The 22,041-nt window shown below is 71.7% G+C and carries 13 protein-coding genes and 2 pseudogenes; 8 read left to right on the plus strand and 7 right to left on the minus strand.

Annotated features, from left to right (window positions below; translation table 11 throughout):
- Nucleotides 1–104, plus strand: a pseudogene (locus ABGB16_RS29140) (IS5/IS1182 family transposase); the annotation flags it as partial.
- Between the two features lie 3 nt (nucleotides 105–107).
- On the opposite strand, the gene ABGB16_RS29145 reads toward ABGB16_RS29140, so the two are convergent.
- From ABGB16_RS29145 to ABGB16_RS29155, 3 genes and pseudogenes are all read right to left on the minus strand, one after another.
- A complete protein-coding gene (locus ABGB16_RS29145; protein WP_347671306.1) occupies nucleotides 108–293 on the minus strand; it encodes a hypothetical protein in 186 nt (61 codons plus the stop codon).
- On the minus strand, nucleotides 209–439 hold the full coding sequence (locus tag ABGB16_RS29150; RefSeq protein ID WP_347671304.1) for a hypothetical protein: 231 nt from the start codon (nucleotides 437–439) through the stop codon (nucleotides 209–211). Before ABGB16_RS29150 ends, ABGB16_RS29145 begins: the two co-directional genes overlap by 85 nt.
- Nucleotides 340–608: pseudogene (locus ABGB16_RS29155) on the minus strand (hypothetical protein); the annotation flags it as partial. The pseudogene ABGB16_RS29155 and the gene ABGB16_RS29150, both read right to left, overlap by 100 nt.
- A 71-nt stretch (nucleotides 609–679) precedes the next feature.
- Between ABGB16_RS29155 and ABGB16_RS29160 the strand changes: the two are divergent.
- Complete coding sequence (locus ABGB16_RS29160; protein WP_347671294.1) at nucleotides 680–2,650, plus strand: phosphopantetheine-binding protein; 1,971 nt, start codon at nucleotides 680–682, stop codon at nucleotides 2,648–2,650.
- Nucleotides 2,647–3,726: a saccharopine dehydrogenase NADP-binding domain-containing protein gene (locus tag ABGB16_RS29165; protein ID WP_347671295.1), complete on the plus strand. Its 1,080-nt coding sequence runs from the start codon at nucleotides 2,647–2,649 to the stop codon at nucleotides 3,724–3,726. The genes ABGB16_RS29160 and ABGB16_RS29165 overlap by 4 nt, the downstream gene beginning before the upstream one ends.
- Before the next feature lie 18 nt (nucleotides 3,727–3,744).
- Here ABGB16_RS29165 and ABGB16_RS29170 read toward each other — a convergent pair whose 3' ends face one another.
- Both ABGB16_RS29170 and ABGB16_RS29175 read right to left on the minus strand, forming a co-directional pair.
- On the minus strand, nucleotides 3,745–6,174 hold the full coding sequence (locus ABGB16_RS29170; RefSeq protein ID WP_347671296.1) for a class I SAM-dependent methyltransferase: 2,430 nt from the start codon (nucleotides 6,172–6,174) through the stop codon (nucleotides 3,745–3,747).
- A gap of 19 nt (nucleotides 6,175–6,193) precedes the next feature.
- A complete protein-coding gene (locus ABGB16_RS29175) occupies nucleotides 6,194–12,559 on the minus strand; it encodes an SDR family NAD(P)-dependent oxidoreductase (RefSeq protein WP_347671305.1) in 6,366 nt (2,121 codons plus the stop codon).
- Between ABGB16_RS29175 and ABGB16_RS29180 the strand changes: the two genes are divergently transcribed.
- The 5 genes from ABGB16_RS29180 to ABGB16_RS29200 all read left to right on the plus strand — a co-directional run bounded on the left by ABGB16_RS29180 (nucleotide 12,474) and on the right by ABGB16_RS29200 (nucleotide 21,234).
- A complete protein-coding gene (locus tag ABGB16_RS29180) occupies nucleotides 12,474–16,607 on the plus strand; it encodes an amino acid adenylation domain-containing protein (RefSeq protein ID WP_347671297.1) in 4,134 nt (1,377 codons plus the stop codon). The two genes, ABGB16_RS29175 and ABGB16_RS29180, sit on opposite strands and share 86 nt — an antisense overlap.
- A gap of 31 nt (nucleotides 16,608–16,638) precedes the next feature.
- Nucleotides 16,639–18,150 carry an ABC transporter substrate-binding protein gene (locus ABGB16_RS29185; protein WP_347671298.1) on the plus strand — a complete coding sequence of 504 codons (1,512 nt, stop codon included), beginning with the start codon at nucleotides 16,639–16,641 and terminating at the stop codon, nucleotides 18,148–18,150.
- Nucleotides 18,147–19,073 (plus strand): ABC transporter permease, encoded by a 927-nt coding sequence (locus tag ABGB16_RS29190; protein ID WP_347671299.1) that lies wholly within the window; start codon nucleotides 18,147–18,149, stop codon nucleotides 19,071–19,073. The genes ABGB16_RS29185 and ABGB16_RS29190 overlap by 4 nt, the downstream gene beginning before the upstream one ends.
- A complete protein-coding gene (locus tag ABGB16_RS29195) occupies nucleotides 19,070–19,870 on the plus strand; it encodes an ABC transporter permease subunit (protein ID WP_347671300.1) in 801 nt (266 codons plus the stop codon). The genes ABGB16_RS29190 and ABGB16_RS29195 overlap by 4 nt, the downstream gene beginning before the upstream one ends.
- Nucleotides 19,871–19,938: 68 nt before the next feature.
- Nucleotides 19,939–21,234, plus strand: a complete 1,296-nt coding sequence (locus ABGB16_RS29200) for an ATP-binding cassette domain-containing protein (RefSeq protein ID WP_347671301.1) — start codon at nucleotides 19,939–19,941, stop codon at nucleotides 21,232–21,234.
- 69 nt (nucleotides 21,235–21,303) lie between these two features.
- On the opposite strand, the gene ABGB16_RS29205 is transcribed toward ABGB16_RS29200, so the two are convergent.
- The gene (locus ABGB16_RS29205; protein WP_347671302.1) at nucleotides 21,304–21,654 is read right to left on the minus strand and encodes a hypothetical protein; all 351 of its coding nucleotides are present in this window, start codon (nucleotides 21,652–21,654) and stop codon (nucleotides 21,304–21,306) included.
- The coding region (locus ABGB16_RS29210) for a transposase (protein WP_347671303.1) at nucleotides 21,602–22,041 on the minus strand (440 nt) is incomplete at its 5' end. The genes ABGB16_RS29205 and ABGB16_RS29210, both read right to left, overlap by 53 nt.

Here is a 22,041-nt window from a genome sequence, read left to right on the forward strand (position 1 = left end):
ATCTGTACCTGGCCGCCGCCATCGTCACCATCCGTCAGCTCATCACTCGAGCCCGAACCCTCTACCGCTGGGACGCCCGACCCACCACTCGCAGACTCAGATGACACCTATTGCCGGTCGCTCTTAGCGCTGAACAGGACGCGACCCCAGTGCACCCGCGGGACGGCGACCTCCAGTTCCCGCAGACGCGTCCGTTCGGCAGGGCCTGTCACCGACTCCTCGACGTCGCCAGGCAGCGAGGCGTGCGGTTCGGCGTCGATACCGAGTGCCGCCACGTCGGTCCGTGGGGCCACCGCAGCCGCCCGGTAGCCGGAGCAGTGCGTAATCCTACCCACGATGCCGGGCGGCCAGAGCGACTCACGGCACGGCCCCGATGTGAGCGGTGCGGCCCATGCCCCAGTTGTTCCAGGGCCTGCCGGGCACAGCGGCGGGCTGTCACGAACTCCCGTCGCCGACTGTCGAGCGCACCGGCGATCAGGTCCTCCTCGCCGGGGAACGGCTCTTCGCCCAGGACGTCCTCGAACTGTTCCACCACCGCCACTGATACCGGGACCAGGGACGTGATCAACGACCACCGTCCACATCATCCACGCTGTCGAAAATGACATTCATATCGGTGTAAGCTACATCCTGTCTCCGTGCCCGCTCAATACGCACCCGACCCACGAGGAGCCTCTCGATGTCACTCGGCACCTTCGCCCCCCAGGGCGATCCCGTCCCGGCCCTCACCGAAATCTGGTCGGAACTGCTCGGCGTGCCCTCGCGCACCATCGAGCCCGAGGTGTCGTTCCTGCGTCTGGGCGGAGACTCGGTCCTGGCGGTCCGCATGGCCGCACTCATCCGCAAACGCCTGGGCGTGGTGCTCGCGCTGGCCGATGTGGGCGCCGAGTCGACGGTGTCGGAGCTGGCCGGGCTCGTACGCAGAAGGTCAGCCGGCGGCACCGCGGCCCGGGCGTTGCCGGTCGACCTGCGGCGGCGTGCCGACAAGGCGAGCCCGTTCGCGCTACTTCCCCTGCAACAGGGATACTTCGTCGGCCAGCAGGGCGGCTGGGAGCTGTCGTACGAGTCCGCGCACTTCTACAGCGATGTCGCGTTGCGGAACATGGACAGCGACGAGGCCGCTGAAGCCCTCGCCGACGCCCTGCGGCGCCTCGCCGAGCACCAGCCGATGCTGCGGGCCCGGGTCACCTCCGACGGCATGCAGCACATCCTGCCGCTCGACGCCCCCGCGGCCGTCCCCGAGCCGCAGGTGTACGACCTGCGCAACGCATCGATCGAGACAGCGTCCGAGAGTCTGGCCCGGCTGCGCGCGGAAATGATCGCGAACGGGCCCGACCCGACCCACGGTCCCGGACTCGACGTCCGGCTGACACTGCTGCCCGACGGCAGGGGCCGGCTCCACACGAACATGAGCCTGCTGTTGTTCGACGGATGGTCCGCCACGCTGCTCAACCGGGAACTGCTCGAACTGAGCGCCGACTGGAACGCCGTGCCCGCCCCGCTCGACATGGACTTCGACGACTACGTCGCGTCGGTGCAGGCCCTCCCCCAGAGTGATGCCTGGGCCGGCGACCGCGACTGGTGGTGGTCGCGCCTGGACGCCCTGCCGCAGTCCCCGGCGCTGCCGCTGGCAGCCGACCCCCGGGAGGTCCGTGCCACGACGATGGCCAACCGGGAGCAGTACCTGTCGCCCGGCCGCTGGGCCGCGCTGCGCGACCGGTGCGCCGCGCACGACGTCACCCCGTCGACCGCGATGTTCACCGCCTTCGCGATCACCATCGCCCGGTGGGCCGGCCACCACCGCCTCCTGCTGAACTCCCTGCAGCTCAACCGGCTGCCGCTGCATCCCGACGTGCATCGCGTCTTCGGGGCCTTCGCCTCGACCATGCTGCTGCCCACCGAACTCGCACCGGGCTCGACGTTCACGCAACTGGTCACCCAGGCACAACGGCGGTTCACCGAGTATTCCGGGCACGCACTGGTGACCGGTGTCGAGGTGTCCCGGGAGCTCGGCCGGCGGCGCGGCACCCATCGGCCGGTCGCCCCGGTGGTGTTCCAGAGCACGCTCGGCATGGACGCCGCCATGGGCGCTCAGCAGCCCGACGCCGCCGGGCCGTTGGGCGAGCTGGGCATGGACGACTTCTTCCATCAGCTGCGTACCCCCCAGGTGGCGCTGGAAGCCCGGTTCTACGAGCTACGGGGATCGCTGGCCATCGTGTTCTCGCTGGTCGAAGAGCTGTTCGACGCCGCGCAGGTGGACGCCGCCTACGCCGAACTGGTGGCGCTGGTCGGCAGTCTCGCCGACGGCGAGGGCTGGGACCGGCCGGTCGACCTACCCACGGAGCCGGACAGCGACCGGACCGGCCTGCGGCTGGGGCAGTACGCCGACGACCGTCCCGGTGCCGCCGACGGCCCGCCCGCGACCGAACTCGAGCAGACGATCGCCATGCTGTGGGAAGAACTGCTGGACACGCCGGTGCTCGACCGCGGCGCCAGCTTCTTCGATCTCGGCGGCGACTCCCTGCTCGCCGTACGGGCCCTGGCCCGGCTGGCCAAGGAGGCGGAAGTCACCGTGCCGGTGCGCGACTTCCTCGCCGACCCCACGGTGGCCGGGCTGGCCGCGGTTAGCCGCGCGGGTGCCGCGCGATGACGGGCTCCGTCGGCGTGCTCGGTGGTGCCGGCACGGTCGGCCGGACCGCCGTCGAACGGCTGCGTGGCTTCGGGCTCCCCGTCCGGATCGGTGGGCGTGATCTCGACCGGGCCGGCGAAGTCGCCGAGGCGAACGGATCGACTGCTGTGCGCGTCGACCTGTTCGATGACGCCTCGCTCGAGGCGTTCTGCGCGGGCTGCTCGGTGGTGCTCAACTGTGCCGGGCCGTCGTACCGGATTCTCGACCGGGTCGCTCGGGCTGCCCTGTCAGCAGGTGCGGGCTACGTGGACGCGGCGGGTGACTTGGTTGCGGTGGAGGCTCTCGCCCAGGATCCACCGGCCGGTCTTTCGCAGCACGCGGCTGTCTTCTCCGCCGGGCTGATGCCCGGCCTCTCCGGGCTCCTACCACGGCTGCTGCTGGACGGCAGCCCGGTGGCCCGCCTCGACGTGTATGTCGGCGGGTCGGTGGAGATCAGCGCGGCTTCCGCAGTGGACGCCCTGCTGACCCGGGGGCCGAAGTTCGGGCACGCGCTGGCGGTGTGGCGCGACGGACAGGTGGCGCAGCACAGCCTGGCGCCGCTGCGTTCCATCACGTTGCCCGGCTTCCACGGGCGGGTGCACGCCGTACCGTTCCTGTCCACCGAGATGATCGGTTTGGCGTCGGCGGCCGGGCTCCCCGAACTGCGCAACTACACCGTGTACGCGACGGACAACCTGCCGCGTGCCTTCGCGACCGCGTGGGCCGACGACGACGAGTCGCCGGAGGCGCACGCGGCCGCGATCGTGCAGGCGGCGCGGCGCGATGTCGAGGACCACGGACGTCACTACGCGGTTCTGGCGTACGCCCGTCCGCCGGCCGGGTCCGGCCTGGTGCCTCGTCGGGTGCTGCTGAGGACACCGGACTCGTACCCGCTCAGCGGGGTGGTGGCGGCCATCGCGGCACGCGAGGTGGCCGCCGGTGCCGTCGCACCCGGCGCGCACTATGCCTCGGAGGCATTGAACCCCCAAACGGTCGCCAGAGAGTTGGCGGGCGACCCCTGGGTCAGCGAGCTGGCCCAGGGGTCGCCCGCTCGCTGACTGGCGCGCAGGTCGTACTCAGGTGGTGGCGGCGAAGAGCTGGACGCCGACCGGATGCAACGGATGGTCCGGGCCGGGAACGGAGACGATCTGGCTGAAGCCGGCGTCGTCCAGCTCGGCCCGCCACTGCGTCTCGTCGAGGAAGATCTGGCCGGTTCCCGCCCGTCTGTCCCGGTCACCCGGCCGCTGCCCGCCCGGCCGGGCCGACATCAGAAACTGCATGGACGTCAGGATCTGGTGCATCTCGCGCGTGGTCTCCACGAACAGGAGCACACCACCGGGCTGCAGCAGGCGCCGGAAGCCGCGCAGGGTTGCGGCGATGTCGACGGCGTTGTGCAGCACGTTGGCGGCGAGCACGACATCGAGTGTGCCCTCGCCGACGTCCTGCGCGAGGATGTCCGTGTTGATGTCGAACCGCCCGTACCGTAGGCCGGCGCGGTCGGCGAACCGGCGCCGGGCGTCGGTGAGGAAGAACGTCGAGACATCGGTGAACAGGTAGTCCAGGGGAGTCTCGCGCAGCGCGTCGAGGACGTCCACGGTGGTACCGCCGACCCCGGCCCCCACTTCCAGAACCCGTAGCGGCCGGTCGGCGGGACGCCATTGCGCTGCCCAGCGCAACGCTTCGGCCGTGGCGGCGTTGACGTAACGGTTGACGGCGTTGTCCCGGTAGGCGCCTTCGGCGGTGCCGGTCTCGCCGTCTGCGAACAGCAGCGCCTGCAGGCTGACCTCGTCACGCAACAGTGCGGGGAGGTACTGCACCGCGGTCTGGAAGAACCGGGTGAGTTCGGGCGGGTAGTGCAGGCCCCGGCGAGCGTCGTCGATGCCGTCGACGGCCGCGACCAGAGCCGTCCGTCCCGGTGCACGCAGATCGTGGTAGCGGTGACCGTCGGTGCTGAGCATGCCGGCATCAACGAGAACCGCGAGCCAGCGGCGCATGATCCATTGATGTCTCGGCGCGATGGCCAGCGCGGCCGCGATCTTCTCCTCGTCGTCGCCGGACGGTCCGGTGCACAGGTCCGCGCCGGCAAGGGTGTCTGCCATGGCCAGCCGGGCGATGCGGTCGAGCTCCTGGAGAAAGACCGGCAGACGCTCGGCGTCGTGCGGGTCGACCGCACGGGCGGCAGCGGCCGCGATGCGATCGGCCGGAACGCCACGGTCGACGGTGAGCCGCAGTCCCCGCGTATCGGCGCCCGCCTGCCGGAGCATCGCCCGCGTGGCCTCGCCGACGCGGCGGCGTACGAAGGCGGTGAACGGCTCATGGGCGCGGCCGGGCGCGGAAGCGACCGAGGTGAAGGCAGCGGCCGCGGGAGCGACGAGCGCGAGAGCGGCAGGATCGGACTGGTCCAGCACCACCGCGACGTCGGCTCCGGCCAGAGCGGTGCGCAGCTGGTGAGCGGTGACGGCGTCGGCGGCGTTCACCAGCAGCCGGTTGGGGATGCCGCCGATGCGGATCGGCCGGCCCTCGGCGATCATCGCGCGGGCATCGTCCATTCCGGCCCAGTTATGGGCGGCGGGCGGGACGCAGGCGTCGGCCGCTTCGACGTGGAGGACCGCGTCGAAGCGGTAGCGGGTCAACTCGGTGTCGGCGGTCATGGTCTTCGGGTAGGCGGCGATGCGCACGTCGCGGCCGCTGCCCATCGCGGCGCGGGCGAGTACGGCGGGGTCGAAGTTGAGTTCGTCGTCGCGGTCGGCTCGGGCTCGGGCGCGCTCGGTGATCACGGAGTCGGTCGCCTCCGGGTCGGCGGCGCGTTCCAGCCAGTGGCAGTAGGCGTCCAGCAGACCGGCGTGCCGGTTGTCGCCCACGATCACCACGCCGCCGGGTGCGACGAGCCGGACCGCGTCCTGCACCACCCGGCTGAGATAGGCGACATCGGGGAAGCACTGCGTGACGGAGTTGACGAGGACGCAGTCCGGTCCGGCGGTGGGGACACCGGCCCGGTCGAGGGCCCGCCGCACCTGCTCGGAACTCGACTCGTGTGCGCCGGCGCTGACGAAGACCTGCCCCGGCCTGGCCCGCTGCTCGTGCCGGCGCACCATGTCCTCAGCGACGTCGGTGCCGACATAGCCGGCCAGGTGCGGGTACAGCCGGCCGGCGAGCAGCCCGGTTCCGCAGCCCAGCTCCAGGACGTGCCGTGGCCGCGTGGCGAGCACCAGTTCGACGGTGCGCTCGACCCATTCGGTCATGTGCGCGACGGGCAGCGGCTCCCCGGTGTCGGAGGCGCGCCATCCCGCCAGGGTGTCACCGTTGCCCGCTCCCGCCGCGTACGTGTAGTCGTACACCTCGGCCCAGTGATCCAGGTATTCGCGTACCAGCGGCCCCAGGCCGGGCCGGACCGCGGTGGCTTCGGGCCGCAGCCGGATCTGCAAGCCGGTGCCGTCGTGGGCTGCGGCGGCGATCCACGGGTGGGCGTGCAGCAGGTCCAGGGCGGCGGTCATCTCCGGGGACACGTACGGCTCCGTTCGGTGGTCATGACAGGTGGCGGGCGAGGGCGGTGTTGAGTACGCGTGCGACAGCGGTGAGTGCCGGCTCGCGCATCAGGGAGTAGTGGTCGGCGTCGATACCGATCACCTCGGGAGGCATGGCGAGACTGGTGGACCAGCCCAGGTCGGTCAGCCCGGGTGGGGTGTCGTCGACGCCCATGCCGATGCCCGAGTTGCGGGTGGCCCTGCGATCGGCTCTGACCAGCAGGGTGTGGGTCCGCTCGTCGCCGTGGAAGCCCGGCCGGTGCTGGGCGAGACCGTGCAGGTGCCGGCCGAAGACCGCGACACGGGAACGGGGATCCTCACGGGTGCCGAGGAGCCGGTGCTGCCGGAGCCGGTCCGTCGCCTCCTGCCAGCGTTGCTCGGCCGGTACGCTCAGGAAGGCGTTCAACGCGTCGGTCGTACCCATGCCGAGGTCGATGTCGAGGTAAGCCTCCAGCGCTCCCAGGTGCCGGGCGAGCACTAGAGCCTCCGCCGTCTCGGGCTCGCCGGGGACCGCCGTGATGTAGGTGGGGTCGTTGGAGTCCAGCATCACCAGCAGCGCGACATGCTGGCCCTGGCTGTGCAGGGTCCGGGCCATCTCCTGGCCCAGGCTGCCGCCCATCGACCAGCCGCCGAGCAGGTACGGGCCGTCGGGCTGGACGGAACGCAGGACATCGACGTAGAGGCGCGCCAGAGCGGGCAGCTCGGTGGGCGCCTCGCCGCCGGATAGGCCAGGATCGGTCAGGGCGACGACGGTGACCCGCTCGTCGAGCCGCTGGCCGAGGTCGGCGTAGCAGGTCACGTCGCCGCCGGAGGGATGGACGAGGAACAGCGTCGGACCGGATCCGGTTCCGGCACGCAAGGTGATCGCCACGTCCTCGACCGGCAGCGCCGGGGTGGCGCTTACGGCCTCGCTGCGCCAGGCTGCCGGGTCCGTCAGGCTGCGCAGCCGGCTCAGGTAACGGTCGAACATGCGGTCGACCTCGGCCGGCGGCAGCACCGGCTCCAGCGCATCCCACTGGACCAGTAGCTGACCGTGATGCTCCAGAACCTGATGGTCGAGCACGGTCTGGGGGGTCTGGCTCAGGGCGGACACCTGCCGGCCCGCCCACTCCAGGTCACGGTCGCCGCCGATGACGTCGTCCAGTCCGAGCGCACTGGTGAACACGACCGGTACGGAGGTGAGCGCACCGGTCTGCGCGGACTTCTCCGCCAGCAGGTCGAGGGCGGAGAAGAGCCGATGGTCCAGGTCGGTGAACAGTCGGCGGTGCACCCGGCCGGCGTGTTCGGCGAAGCTGCCGGCTGCACGCCGGTCCACCTCGTGCAGCAGCAGCGAGGTGAAGTCACCGACCACGCTGTCCATCGCCGGATGCAGCGGCGGGCGGTCGAACAGAGTCAGCGTGACGGCGAAGTGTTCCTCACCGCTCCACTGGGCGAGCAGTTCGCCGTACGCGGTGAGAAGGGCGGCTGTCGGGGTGACGCCGTTGGCGGCGGCGTTACGGCGGAAGGCGGCCCACTGCTGCGCGTCGAGCCGGCCCGTATGCCGCTCGAACCGGCCGCCGGTCTCGATGCCGGAGACCGGCAGAGTGGGTGCGCCGGGCAGGCCGGGCAGCCGGTCGCGCCAATAGCCGGCAGCCCGCGTCCACTCGGGGGTGTCGCGGCGTGCCGCCAGAGCTCGCACGCAACCGGCAAAGGTGATCGGCACCTCCGGCAGGGCCTGATCGGGATTCGCGTAGTAGTGACGCAGGTCCCGGTCGATGATCCAGTAGCTGCCGGCGTCGCAGACGAGGACGTCGATGCCGAGGAACAGACGAACGCCACCGCCCGGCAGCCGGGCCGCGCGGATCTGGACCAGCGGCCACCGATCGGACGGACCGGGTCGGCGGAAGACCTGGTCGCGCAGGGCGGCGAGCCGTTCGGCGCGTTTCTGCTCACCGGCCTGGGTCAGATCCACCGGGCGGATGCGGTAGGAGGGCACCTGTTCCAGTTGCCGCAGCCGACCCTGCCCGGTCGTGATGGTGCGCAGCATCGCGTGCCGGGCGATGACGAGGTTCCACGCCTGCTCGTAGCGGTCGAGATCGAGGTCCGGGCAGTCGTACTCCAGCGCGAAGTGACAGGCGGTGTCGCCGAAGCGGTAACCCCCGGTGCGGCCCGTCCAGTAGGCGTGCTGCACACGGGTCATGGCGAAGGTCCCGTCCGGGTCCGGTCCACCGGTCACCGTCGTGGCCGGATCCCGCTCTGCAGCCGGTTGCGCGCTGCCGATCGTCCCGGCCAGACCGGCGACGGTCGGACGGGCGAGCAGGTCCCGCAAGCTCAGCCGGACCCGGTACCGTTCTCCCAGGTCGGCGAGCATACGGGTGGCCAGCAGCGAGTGTCCGCCCAGAGCGAAGAAGTCGCTGTCGCCGTCGGTGACCGAGGCGCCGAACAGGTCGGACCAGGCTGCCGCCACGACCGCTTCGACGCCGGTGAGGTCACTGGTGACGTCGTCGTTCCGGTGTGCGGTCGTCCGGTCCGCGGCACGCATCCGGGTGCGCAGGTCGGTAGTGGAGACCGCCACGACCGGCGGCACGGTGCCGGCCGTCGCGGCGCTCAGGATCGCGTCGAGGGCGTGCATGCCGGTGGCGGCGTCGAGCGCGAAGGTCAGGTTGACCTCGCGTTCACTGCCCAGCGGCCCCACCTTCCAGGCGTCCCAGACCACGCTGACCCAGCGGGTGTCACCGATGGGCGGCTGTTGCGCGAGGGCGTCGAGGAAGCCGTTCGAGGCACAGTAGGGCCCGGTGCCGATGCCTCCGACGAGCGTGCCGGCTGACGACATGAGCACGACATGGCGGGGACGCTGCTGCGGCGGCAGGTCCTCGATCGCGGCCCGCAGGGCCAGTGCTCCCCGGGCTTTCGCCCGGAGGTGGCCGTCCACGTGTTCGGGGCCGATGCGGCGCATCGGTGCCAATTCTTCGGTGGCCACCACGCCCGCGGCATGCACCACGAGGTCGAGGGTGGACTGCGAGCTCACGTCGGCCAGCAGCGCGCCGGTGGCGCCGGGGTCGGCGGCGTCGAGCACCTGCACGGACACGTCGTGCCCGCGCTGGACGAGGTGGTGCACCGCGTCCTTGCGGTCGCCGGAACGGGAGGTGATCACGACCCTCATTCCCTGCCCGGCCAGGTGCGCTGCGATGGTGACGCCGACATCGCCGAGGCCGCCGATGATCAGCGCGGTCGTGCCGGGTCGCGCGGCCGGGGCGGAGGAGAGTGCGGGCCAGGGTGCCAGGCCGCTCACCCACCGCTGGGAGTTACGGACGGCGGTCTGGATTCCGGTGGATCCCCCTCGCAGGTCGGCGAGCTCGGCGATCACCGCCGGCGCGTGGGTCCGCAGGTCGGTGACGTCGACGGTGCGCCACGACAGTCCGGGCGTCTCCTGGGCGAGGACCCGGGGCAGGGACCGTACCGCCGCGGCGCCGGGCGCGGGCACGTCCGGGCTCTCGACGCGGCATCCGTTCACCGTCACCTGGAGCAGGAAAGCGGGTGGCGGATCGAGCGCGGCGACCCGGCCGTACCGTAGGATCTCCTCACGGGTCTGCTCGGGTGTCCGGGCGTCACCGGTGACGATCACCACGCCGTCGACCGCTTTGGCCGGATCGTCAAGGCCGACGACTTCGGCGTCGCGGGCACGCAGCGCCGCGCCGATGACATCTCCGGGGTCACCGGTCACAAGCCAGCGCCCGCCCAGACTCGGTACGGCGGGCAGCGGCGGCTCCTGCCGCCAGAGCGGTACCTGGAGAAGCTCGTTGGTCTGTGGCTCCGTCGTCTGCGGCTCGGGGTCGATCCACAGGCGGCGTCGCTGGAAGGCGTACCCGGGTACGACGACCCGCCGCCGCCCCGGCCGGTGCATGGCGGTGAAGTCGACGAGCACGCCGTGGCTCCACAGTTCGCCGGCGGCCAGGCGTGCCGACGCCAGGTCGGACAGTTCGCCGTCCGACGGGTACGTGGTGACGGTGGCCTTCAGGTGCGCAAGGCCGTAGCTGCGGGCGGCAGCGACAAGGGCCGCCCCGGGGCCGACCTGGATCACCACGGTCGGCGTCGGCTCCGCCGTCGCGGCGGTGAGCGCGGCGGAGAAATGCACCGGCTCACGCAACTGGCGAACCCAGTGCTCCGGATCGGCGAAGTCGTCGCCGACCATCGTGCCGGTCAAGGAGCTGACGGTGGGCACGATGGGCCGCCCGGCGCGCACCGACCGCGCGGCCGCCCGCATGTCCGGCAGTGCCGGGTCGATCAGCCGCGAATGCGCGGCGGACCTCAGTGGTAGCCGGGCCGGCGCGATCCCCCTGCGGCCGAGAACGGCGACCAGATCCTCCACAGCGCCGGCCGGCCCGGAGACCACGCAGGATTGTGGAGCATTCACTGCGGCCAGGTCGAGATCGGGGTGTTCGCGCAGCAGAGCTGTCACATCGGATTCGGACAGCGGGACGGACAGCATGGCTCCGCCGCCCGCGGCTCCGGCCAGCGCGCGGGAGCGCACCGCGACGAGGGTCACGGCGTCGGGCAACGTCAGTGCCCCGGAGACGACCGCCGCAGCGTACTCGCCGAGGCTGTGGCCGAGCAGGACGTCCGGGTGGATGCCCCAGGCTTCGAGCAGCCGGGCGGTGGCGACCGAGACGGTGAACAGGGCGGGCAGCCCCACGACGGCCGACTCGGCCGTCGTCTCGTCACCTCCGGTGATCAACGTGGTGACGTCGGTGCCGAGGTGGTCGCGGAACAGTTTCGCGCACTCCTGCGCGCACGAGGCGAACACCGGCTCGTCGGCGTACAACTGCGCGGCCATGCCCGCGTACTGGCTGCCGCCGCCGGGGAAGAGGAACACGAGGCGCGGCGCGCCGTCGGTGCGCACCGCAGCGGTACGCCGCGGAGTGATTCCGGGGCCCGCGACGACCGCCTGCCGGTACGGGTGGTACTTGCGACCGTGTTGCAGGGTGTGCGCGATGTCGGGCAGATCTGCCGATGGCACCTCGCGTGCGGTGGCGTCGAGGGCGGCCGGTTCGTACGCCGAGTAGAGCAGGATCTGGGGCCGGTCGTCCGGCGAGGTGGCCGTCCGGTCGGGCCCCGGGCCAAGCACGACGTGCGCGTTGGTGCCGCCGATGCCGAACGAGCTGACACCCGCGTAGGGCGGGGCATCCCATGGTCGGGTGCGGGTGACCACCGCGAACGGTGAGCCGTCCAGCCCGAGCTGGTCGTTGATCGGATCGGCGTGCAGCGAGGCGGGCAGTGTCCGGTGATGCAACGCGAGCACCGTCTTGATGAACGACGCGATACCGGCGGCCGCGTTGGCGTGACCGATGTTGCTCTTGACAGAGCCGAGCCCGCACCATGCCGTGGTCCGGATGCCGTCGTGGCCGAATGCCTTGCGCAGGGCGGCGACCTCGATCGGATCGCCCAGGCGGGTGCCGGTGCCGTGGGCCTCGACGTATCCGACCCGCGACGGTTCGATGCCCGCGACGGCAAGGGCTTCCGCGATCACCCGGGCCTGCCCGCGCAGCGACGGGGCGGTGAAGCCGACCTTGTCGGCGCCGTCGTTGTTGACCGCGCTGCCGAGCAGAACCGCGAGGACGGGATCACCGTCGGCGAGCGCGTCGTCGAGTCGGCGCAGCACCACCGCACCCACACCCTGGCTGTAGACGATGCCGGTGGCGTCGGCGGAGAAGGGCCGGACCCGCCCGTCGACGGCGAAGATGCCTTCCGGCACATACCGGTAGCCGTGACCCTGCGGGACGATCAGCGAAGCGCCACCCGCGACGGCCATGTCGCATTCGCCGGCCAGCAGGGACTGGGCGGCCACGTGGACGGCGACCAGCGAGGTGGAGCAGGTCGTGGTGATGTTCATCGCCGGCCCGGTCAGGCCCAGCCGGTAGGCCGTCTGCAGAGGTAGGTAGTCGGCCTGGGTGGCGATGGCGGTCTGCAGGCTGCCGAGGGGATCGGGCCCGCCGCCGGTCGGATCCCAGCGACCGGCGAGGTTGGCCGTGAGATAGGCACTCTGGGCCGTTCCTGCGAAGACACCGACCGCCTCGATGCCGGCGCCGCCGCCGTGCCCGCTGCGTTCTAGCGCCTCCCAGGCGGTCTCGAGGAAGAGCCGATGCTGCGGGTCGGTGAGGGCCGCTTCGGCATCGGTGAGCCCGAAGGGGGACGGATCGAACAGTTCCTGGCCGTCGATGATCCCGCCGACCGGCACGTAGTCCTTGCGCCGACGCATGCCCAGAGGCACGCCTCGGTCGGCGAGTTCCTCGTCGGGGAACCGGGTGAGGCCTTCGCGCGCGTCCCGCAGCAGCTCCCAGAAGCGGTCGGCGTTCGGTGCACCGGGAAAGCGCCCGGCGACGGCGGTCACCGCAAGGGCGGGGTGGGACGGCGAAGGGGGCGTCATCGCGCTCCTCGATGGTTGGCCGGAAGGGGCTCACCCGTTATACATGACAATGACAATCATTTCCATCGCGGTCTACGATCGGCCGAGCCTACTGGAAATCGTTGTCGTTCTCATGTTGTACTACTCGCTCCGAGTCCTGGGGAGGAGCCGCATGACGGCCTCGCACACACCGCCGGTCGACCGAGTGGACGAGGTGACCGCATGCCTCGCGGAGAGCCTCGACCTCGACCCGGCCGACATCGATCCCGGCCGCAGGCTCACCGAGCTGGGGCTGGACTCGTTCGCCGCGGTCCGATTGCGGCGCAGGCTGCTGGACGAACTCGGTGTGGATCTGCCTCTGACCACATTCCTCAACGGCGCGACGCCCGGCACCGTCACCGCGGCCGTGCTCGCCGCACCGTCCGGCGACGGGCCGGCGGAGACCGTCCCCACGACCGCTTCCGCTGCCGCCGCCGGGACCGAGCCCTTCCCGCTCACCGCGCTGCAGACGGCATACCTGCTCGGCCGCGATCCGTCACTGCCACTGGGCGGCGTGGCCACGTACTTCTACTTCGAGTACGACCGGCGACCCGGCGGCGACGCGGAGGCCGACGTCCGCGCTCTGACGGACGGATGGAACCGCCTGGTGGCCCGCCACCCGATGCTGCGGCTGGTCATCGACGAGGAGGCCCGCCAACGGGTGCTCCCCAACGAGCTGCGCTACGAGATCCCGGTCACCGACTTGCGCAGCGCCCCGCCCACAGACGCCGAACGGACCCTGGCGGACATGCGTACCGCGCTGTCCCATCGACCACACGCGGTGGACCGCTGGCCGTTGTTCGACATCCGCGCCGCGTTACTGCCGGACGGCCGCACCCGGTTGTTCGTCGGCATGGACATCATCGCCTTGGACATGGCCGGCTGGATGCAGCTCATGCGCGAATGGGGTCAGGCGACCACCGATCCGAACCTGCTGGCGGCGCCACCGGTCACCACTTTCGCGGCCCTGCTCGCCTACCGGGAGCAGGATCCTGCCGAAGCCGCACGCCGCGAGCGTGACCGCGCGTACTGGCAGAGCCGGGCGGACCGGCTCCCGCCTGGCCCGGCACTGCCCTGGAGCGCGACCGCGGAGAAGCTGGGTGTCCCGCACTTCACCCGGCATGCCGCGGCCCTGACCGCTGGCGAGTGGTCGCGGCTGCGGAGCCGGGCGAGCAGGCACGGAGTCTCCGCCACCGCCGTGCTGCTGGCCGCCCTGGCGGCGATCCTCGGCCGCTGGGGCGCGACCGACCCGTTCTGTGTGAACACCACGCTGTTCGACCGGCCGCAGGACGACGATCGCCTGCGCACGGTGGTGGGCGACTTCACCACCGCCGTGCTCACCGAGTGTGCCCCCCTCGACCCGTCCGGAGACGGCGGGTTTGCCAGCTACGCCGCCGCGGTCAACCACCGGTTCTGGTCCGACCTGGAGCACCGTTCCGTCTCGGCCGTCGAGGCGCTCCGGGGTCGCGGAAACGCCGGGCTCGTCCCCGCATATCCCGTCGTGTTCACCAGCGGGGTCGGACTGGCCGCCACGACCGAGCCCCTGACCGCCTGGCTGGGTGAGGAGGTCTTTGGAGTCTCACAGACCCCGCAGATCTTCGTCGACCACATCGTCTGGGAGGATGGCGACCGGCTGCGCATCGCCTGGGACGTCGTCGACGGATGCCTGCCCGACGGCTTCGCCACCGGTATCCGCGACGCCCACCTGCGACTGCTGCGCCGGCTGGCCGACGACGAGCAGGCCTGGACCGATCCGGCCTTCGGCTGGGACCCGTCGTTCCGCCCGGACGAGGCACTGGACGTCAGCCCGTTCGGCGGCGACTGCGGGCCGCTGATCGACGATCCGCTGCGGGCGAACGCCGGCCGGGCACCACAGGACGTCGCCCTCATACAGGGGGACGACGTCGTTACCCATGGCGAACTGGGCGCACGAGCCCGCGCCACCGCTGCCCTGCTCGCCGGACACGGGCTGGGACCGAGTGACATGGTGGCGGTGGCCGCTCCAAAGGGCGCCGCACAGATCGCCGCTACACTCGGCATCACCGCCTCCGGCGCCGGCTATGTCCCGGTCGAGCCGTCCTGGCCGGCGGCACGGATCGCCTCCGTCTGTGCGCAGGCCGGCATCAAGCATGCGCTGGTCACCGGCATGACCTCGGCACAGTGGCCGGACACCGTACAAATTCACGCCATCGACGACGGCGCGCCGGACGGCGACGAGGCCGTCGCAGAGCCACGCGCGCCGCGCCCGGGAGATCTGGCGTACGCCATCTTCACCTCCGGCTCCACTGGGCGGCCCAAGGGTGTGGCGGTCGAGCATCGCCAGGCCCGTACGACACTCGACGACATGGCCGACCGCTTCCCTCTGGAGGCGGGCGACCGGGTGCTCGCGCTGTCGGCACTGTCGTTCGACCTGTCGGTCTACGACGTGTTCGGTGTACTCGGCGCCGGTGGGGCGATGGTGCTACCAGACCCCGACCGCCAGCGCGACCCCGGCCATTGGCTGGAACTGATGGACCGGCATCGGGTGTCGGTGTGGAACACCGCACCGGCACTGCTGGAGATGCTCGTCGAGTACGCCGAGATCGACCCCGGCGCTGCGGCCTCGGCCATGTCCTCGCTGCGCCTGGTACTCCTCTCCGGCGACTGGATCCCGGTGACGCTGCCCGACAGAGTGCGGGTGCTCGCGCCACAGGCCCGGATCATCAGCTTGGGCGGCGCGACCGAGGCGTCCATCTGGTCCATCTGCCATCCGATCGAAGAAGTCGACCCGGCGTGGCGCAGCATCCCGTACGGGCGGGCGCTACGCGGACAGTCCTTCCACATCCTCGACGGCGACGGGCGGCCCTGCCCGGTCGGTGAGGCCGGCGAGCTGTACATCGGTGGCGACGGGGTGGCGGCCGGCTATCTCGGTGACCCGGAACAGACCGCACAACGGTTCACCACCCACCCGGTCCTGCGCCGCCGCACCTACCGCACCGGCGACCTCGGCCGCTGGCGCTACGACGGGACGATCGAGTTCCTCGGCCGCGTCGACCGGCAGGTCAAGATCCGCGGCCACCGCATCGAGCTCGGCGAGATCGAAGCCGTGCTCAGCCGCGCACCCGGCGTACGACGCTGTGTGGCCCGGTCCGTGCCGGGACCGGACGGCGGCGCCCGACTCGTCGCCTATGTGGCCACCGGCGACGATGCGTCACCTCTGGCCGAGGACGTCTTGGTGGCCCGCCTACGCGAGCACCTGCCCGAGTACATGATCCCCAGCCGCTTCGTGCAACTGGCGAGGCTGCCCGTGACGGTAAACGGCAAGGTCGACCACGACCGGCTGGGCAACCCCTTCCGCAACGACCCGCCTGTTCACCAGCCCCCTGCCGTCCCGGCGATCACGTCCGCACCGCCGCAGGTCGCGGCTCCGGCGGACCTGGACGACCTGACCGGACTGCTCGTCGACGCCGCCCGTTCGGGGCTCGACGTCCGCGTCAGCGTGCGCCCGGGCCGACTGGACGTCGTCGCGGCCCTGCGGGCGGCCACCGAACTGGCCGTAGCGGTCCGGCCGTCGAACGGCTCCTACGAGGTGGTGCCGGACCTCGACGGCGAAGCCGTTCTCGGGCTCCGGATCATCGCCGAGCCGGTGATCCGTACCGAGGAGCCCACCACGCCCATCGGCACGTCCGACTCGGACATCGAGAACAGCGTGGCCGCCGTGTTCGGCGAACTGCTGGACTGCACCGTCGATGTCACCAGGCCATTCTTCGACCTCGGGGCGACCTCGCTGACGCTGCTGCGAGCACACCGGCGGCTCAGCGACCGCCTCGGCGTGCCACTGGCGATGGTCGACCTGTTCGCCCATCCGACCGTCCGCGATCTGGCCCGGCTGATCGCCGGCCGCCGCGCTCCGGTACCACCGGCCACCGCGAACCCGCCCGCAACGACGCCAGCACGAGACCGGGCGGCAGGACGGCTAGCGGCGCGCGCCGCCGCGGCACGCACCGCGCTCTGAACCCCGACCGACCCCGCAACAGAAGGCACCCATGAGAACCCGTATCACCCTGACCCTCGTCGCCCTGCTCGGCGCCGCGTCGCTGACCGCATGCGGCGATTCCGAGCAGGCCACCGCGGCACCCCCGGACACCCTGCGATACGTAACGGTCGGGTCACCGGCCACCGCGAGCAACGACCCCCACGGCGGGCTCGGCAACGAATCCGACGCGGTGCGGTTCGCGCTGATGTACGACGTGCTCACCGGACAGGGCCCCGACGGACGCACCCAGCCGAGACTGGCGGAGTCATGGAAACCGGACAGGAGCCTCACAAAGTGGCAGTTCGCCCTGCGCCGCGACGCCACCTTCTCCGACGGGAGGCCCGTGCGGGCCGCGGACGTGCTCTACTCGCTGCGCCGCATCGACCGTAAGGCGGCGGAGAACTACGGCCGCCTGGCCGCTTTCGATCTCGCCGCCTCGCGGGTGGTCGACGACCACACCGTGGAAGTCGTCAGCCGCAAGCCGTTCGCCGAGGTGCCGCGAGCCCTGGAATCCATGACGTTCATCGTCCCGGAGGGCAGCGACGACTTCACCGCCGCGGTACCCGGGTCGGGACCGTTCACACTGGTCAGCAACGACGCGCAGAGCGCCGTGCTGGAACGCCGCGACGGCTGGTGGGGCACCGCGCCGTCGTTGCGGCGTATCGAGGTCCGGGCGGTCGCCGACCCGCAGGCCCGCGCTCAGGCCGTGCTGTCCGGGCAGGCCGACGTGGCCGCGAGCATCGCGCCGGCGGCGGCGCGACAGGCCGAGGGCCGCACCGACCTGAGCCTGGTCCGCCGGCCGGCGGTCACCATGTACCCGTTCGTGATGCGTACCGACCGCAAACCGTTCGACGACCCCCGTGTCCGCGAGGCGTTCAAGCTGGCCGCCGACCGGCCGGCGCTGGTGCAGGCCACATTCCTCGGGTACGGCCAACCACAGGACGACCTGCTCGCCCCGGCGGATCCATCCGCGCCTCAAGGGCTGACCCCGCGTACCCGTGATGTGGCCAAGGCACGGCAGTTTCTCACCGATGCGGGCCAGGGCGACGGGCTGACCGTCACGCTGCACACCACGACGTCCTATCCGGGGATGGACACCGCCGCGACACTTTTCGCCTCGCAACTGAAGGAGATCGGTGTCACCGCTGAGGTGAAAATGACCCCGCCGGACACCTACTTCACCACGGTGTGGGGCCAGCAGGACTTCTACACCGGTTACTTCGGCGGTATCCCCTTCTTCGACGTGGCACGGGTGTCGCTGATCTCGGGCTCGCCGACGAACGAGACGGCGTGGAAGCGGCCGGAGTTCGACGCGGCGCTGGACAAGGCCCTGGGCGAGCCGGACGAGGGCGTGCGCAACCGCGTGCTCGGCACATTGCAACAGCAGGTTCGCGACGAGGGCGGGTACGTGGTGTGGGGCACCGGCGACGGCCTGGACCTGACCCGTTCCGGAGTGCAGGGTCTGCCCACCGGCGCCGGCTTCGGACGGCTCTTCATCGATCAGGTACGGCTGTCACGATGATCCTGCGGGCCCTGGTCCGCGCCGTACTGTTGCTGGTCGGCGTCTCGGTGATGGTGTTCGCCGCCACCGAGGCGCTGCCCGGCGACGCCGCCGAGGCCCGCACAGCGGGGCGGGCCACCGCGGCGCAGCTGGCCGAGATGCGGGCCGCCACCGGCTTGGACGCCGCGGTGTGGCGGCGTTACCTGGAGTGGGCCGCTGGCCTGCTTCGCGGGGACGCGGGCGTCTCGTTGATCTCGGGCCGGCCGGTGGCGGACGTGATCGGTCAGCGACTGCCCGCGACAGCCGCGCTGGCCGGTGCCGCACTCCTGGTGACCGTGCCGCTGATGCTGGCGTGGGCCTGGCCCGCCGGTGCGGGCTCGCCGGCCGGCCGGTTGGTCGCCGCCGTCGTGACAGCCACCGCCGCCGTCCCGCAGGTGGTCGTCGCCGCGGCGCTGACCGCTGTGTTCGCCGGGATGCTGGCCTGGTTCCCGCCGATCTCGCTGCTGCCGGCCGACGGGCGCCCACCGGGGCTGTCGGTGCTGGCGCTGCCGACGCTGAGCCTCGCTCTGCCGGCGGCCGCCTACGGGGCGATGCTGCTACGCGGGCTCGTTGCTGACATCGTGGCGCGGCCGTACGTGCGTGATGCCCGGCGGCGCGGCCTTCCCGGATGGCGGATCGCCGCTGTCTACGTCGGACCGTTTCTGGTCGCACCGGCTCTGCGGGTCCTGGCCGTCGTCGCGGGTGGTCTGATCGCTGCCACCGCGGTGGTGGAGGTCATGTTCGGCTATGCGGGGCTGGGTGAGCTGCTGGTCGGCGCGGTCGCTAACCGCGACGTCCCGGTGGTGCAGGCCGGTGCGATGCTCGCCGCGGTGGCCGTGGTCCTCGGGATGCTGGCAGCGGATCTCGTCACCGTACGGACCGATCCCCGGCGGGCGATGACATGAGCATCGTGACGGGCGGCCGGCTCGGTTTCGTGACGTTCGCCGGTACCGTCCTGGGTCTCGCCCTGTTCGGCAGCCTACTGGCGCCGCACGACCCCACCGCACCGCTGGGCGCGCCGTGGTCGCCGTCCGGCGGCGGAAACCTGCTGGGTACTGATGCCCTGGGCCGTGATGTGCTGTCCCGGGTGCTGGCCGGAGGTCGCCATCTGACCCTCACCGCCGGGGCGGCAGCACTGGTGGCGGCAGCGATCGGCATCGCCGGCGGACTGCTGGCGGGGTGGCACGACGGGCCCCTCTCGCGGCTGCTGCACACAGCAGCGGATCTGCTTCTCGCCGCACCCCTGCTGTTGATCGCCCTGGTTTTCGCCGTCACCCTGCCCGGCGCCGTGGCGGTGATCGCCGCGACCGTCTGCGGCGGGGCCCCGCTGACGCTGCGTATCGTCGGCGACGCGGTGCGGCAGGTGCGCCATGCCGGCTTCGTCGACGCCGCACTGGGCCGCGGGGAGTCCGGCCCGAGGATCCTGGGCCGGGAGATCCTCCCGGCGGTGGCCGCGCTGGCCGGTTCGGAGATCGGCGCCCGTTTCGTGGTGGCACTGCAACTGGCCGCCGCTCTCAGCCTGTTCGGGCTGGGGCCTGCTCCCCCGGCCCCGGATTGGTCCGCCATGATCCGGGAAAACGTGAGCGGCGCGGCCCTGAGCCCCGCCGCGCTGATCGCCCCCGCCATAGCTTTGGCAGTGCTCAGCCTGACCGTCGCCGTCGTCGGCAATGCCGCCGCCCGCCACGCCCGGCGGCCGCTGTGACGCGCGATGGCGGACTGGAGGTCAGCGGCCTGCGCGTCACCGGCCGCGGTGGCCGGACCGTAGGCATCTTGCCTGATCTGCACGCCGCGCCCGGCGAGGTGGTGGCACTGACCGGCCCATCCGGAGCGGGAAAGACGGTGTGGCTGGCCGCCGTCCTGGATGCCCTCGAACCGCCGTTGCGCCGCTGCGCCGGCACCGTACGGTGGCAGGGAGAAATCATCGCGCCGGGCGATGCGGCACGTCGGTGGCGCCGCCGGCATACGGGGATCCTCGTCCAGGACGCCGCACAGTCGTTGCATCCGCTGCTGACAGCTGTCGCGTCGGTGGCCGAGACCGGGGTGGACACCAGTCGGGCGGCCACAACACTCGAACAGGTCGGCATCGACGCGTCCCTGCACGCCCGGCGGGTGCACCAGCTCTCCGGCGGGCAGGCGCAACGCGTCGCCCTGGCCCGGGCGCTCGCGGCCCGGCCGCCCCTGCTGATCCTCGACGAGCCGACCAGCGCGCTGGACAGCGCAGCGGCCCAGCTGGTGGCCGCCGCGGTCCGCGCCCGTCGCGGCGATCCGCGGGTCGTCACCCTGCTGGTCTCGCACGACAGGGACTTCGTCGCCACGGTCGCCGACCACGTCGTGGTGTTCGGGACGGCGCCATCAGCGTCGCCACCGGTACCGTCCCGCCGTCCCGCGGCAGGCGCCACGGTGCTCCGCGTCCACCATCTCCGCCTGGATCGTCCGGGTGGGCAGACTCCTCTGCTGCAAGCTGTCGATCTGACCGTCGACGCGGGCGAATGCGTCGCCGTGCTCGGTCCCTCGGGATCCGGAAAGACCACCCTGCTGCGCTCACTCGCGGGACTGCACCCCGTGACGGCCGGCCACGCGGAGCTGGCCGGAACCCGCCTGCCGTGGCCCGTCCGGCACCGTCCCTCCGCCCTGTTGCAAGCCGTCCAGTACGTCGGTCAGCATCCCGCCGACACGCTCAACCCCGCCCACCGGATCGCCACCGCCGTCGGCCGGCCGCTGCGTACCTTCCGGACCACCGACCGAGCCGGGCGCCTCGCCACCGTGAACGCCCTGCTCACCCGAGTCGGCCTCGACCCTGCGGTGGCGGGCCGCCGCCCCGGTGGGCTGTCCGGCGGACAGCGCCAACGGGTGGCGCTCGCCCGCGCCCTGGCGGCACAGCCCCGGTTGCTGCTCGCCGACGAGATCACCGCGGCCCTGGACCCGGCCTCCACGACGACAGTGCTGGATCTGCTCGGCGAGATGCGTCACGACGGGCTCGCCGTGCTGATCGCCACCCACGATCCCGCGGTCGCCGACCGCGCCGACCGTGTCCTGACGATCCACGACCACGCCCTGCACCACTAATCCGAAAATGACCGTGCCCATACGCGCGGCAGCATCCCGGCGGAGCCGGGATAGGGGTTGCTGGTGTGGTTACGCGGCGGGTTGGAGGGTGACCTGGTAGCCGAGGGCGTTCAGGCCGCGGATGTGGTTGCGGATGGCGCGTTGGGTGCCCGCGCGGTTGTCGTAGTGTCCAGGGCCGAGGTCGTTGAACGTGGCTTGGTCGTCGGACAGCAGGTGCCAGACGATGGTCAGGATGGATCGGCCGACCGCGACGACGGCTTTCTTCTTACCGCGGCGTCTGGCGAGCCTGCGATATCGCTCGCCGAGGAACGTGTCGGTGCGGGAGGCGCCGACGGCGGCTTCGCCCAGCACCCGGGCGAGGTAGCGGTTACCGTGTCCGGTGGAGCCGTTGCCCTTGTTCTTGCCGGCGGATTCCTTCACTCCTGGGGAAAAACTTGGCCCAGGAGGCCAGGTGCGCGGCGGTGGGGAACCGGGTCATGTCCAGGCCGATTTCGGCGATGATGGCGTGGGCTGCGGTGGCACCGACACCGGGGATCTCATCCAGTCGGGCCACCGCCGAAGCGTAAGGGGCGATCAACTCGGTGATCCGGGCTTCGACCGCGGTGATGTCGGCGTTGAGCGTGTCGATGTGGGTGAGCATGTGGGCCAGCAGGAACGCGTGATGGTCGCTGAAGCGGCCCACGAATGCCTCTTCCAGGTCACGTAGCTTGGTGCGCATGCGGGTGCGGGCCAACTGCGCCAGGGTGCGCGGGTCACGCTGCCCGGCGGCCAGGGCGTCGAGCATCGCCCGGCCGGAGACGCCGAAGA

This window comes from Micromonospora sp. B11E3 (assembly GCF_039871625.1).
Classification (GTDB): Bacteria; Actinomycetota; Actinomycetes; order Mycobacteriales; family Micromonosporaceae; genus Micromonospora.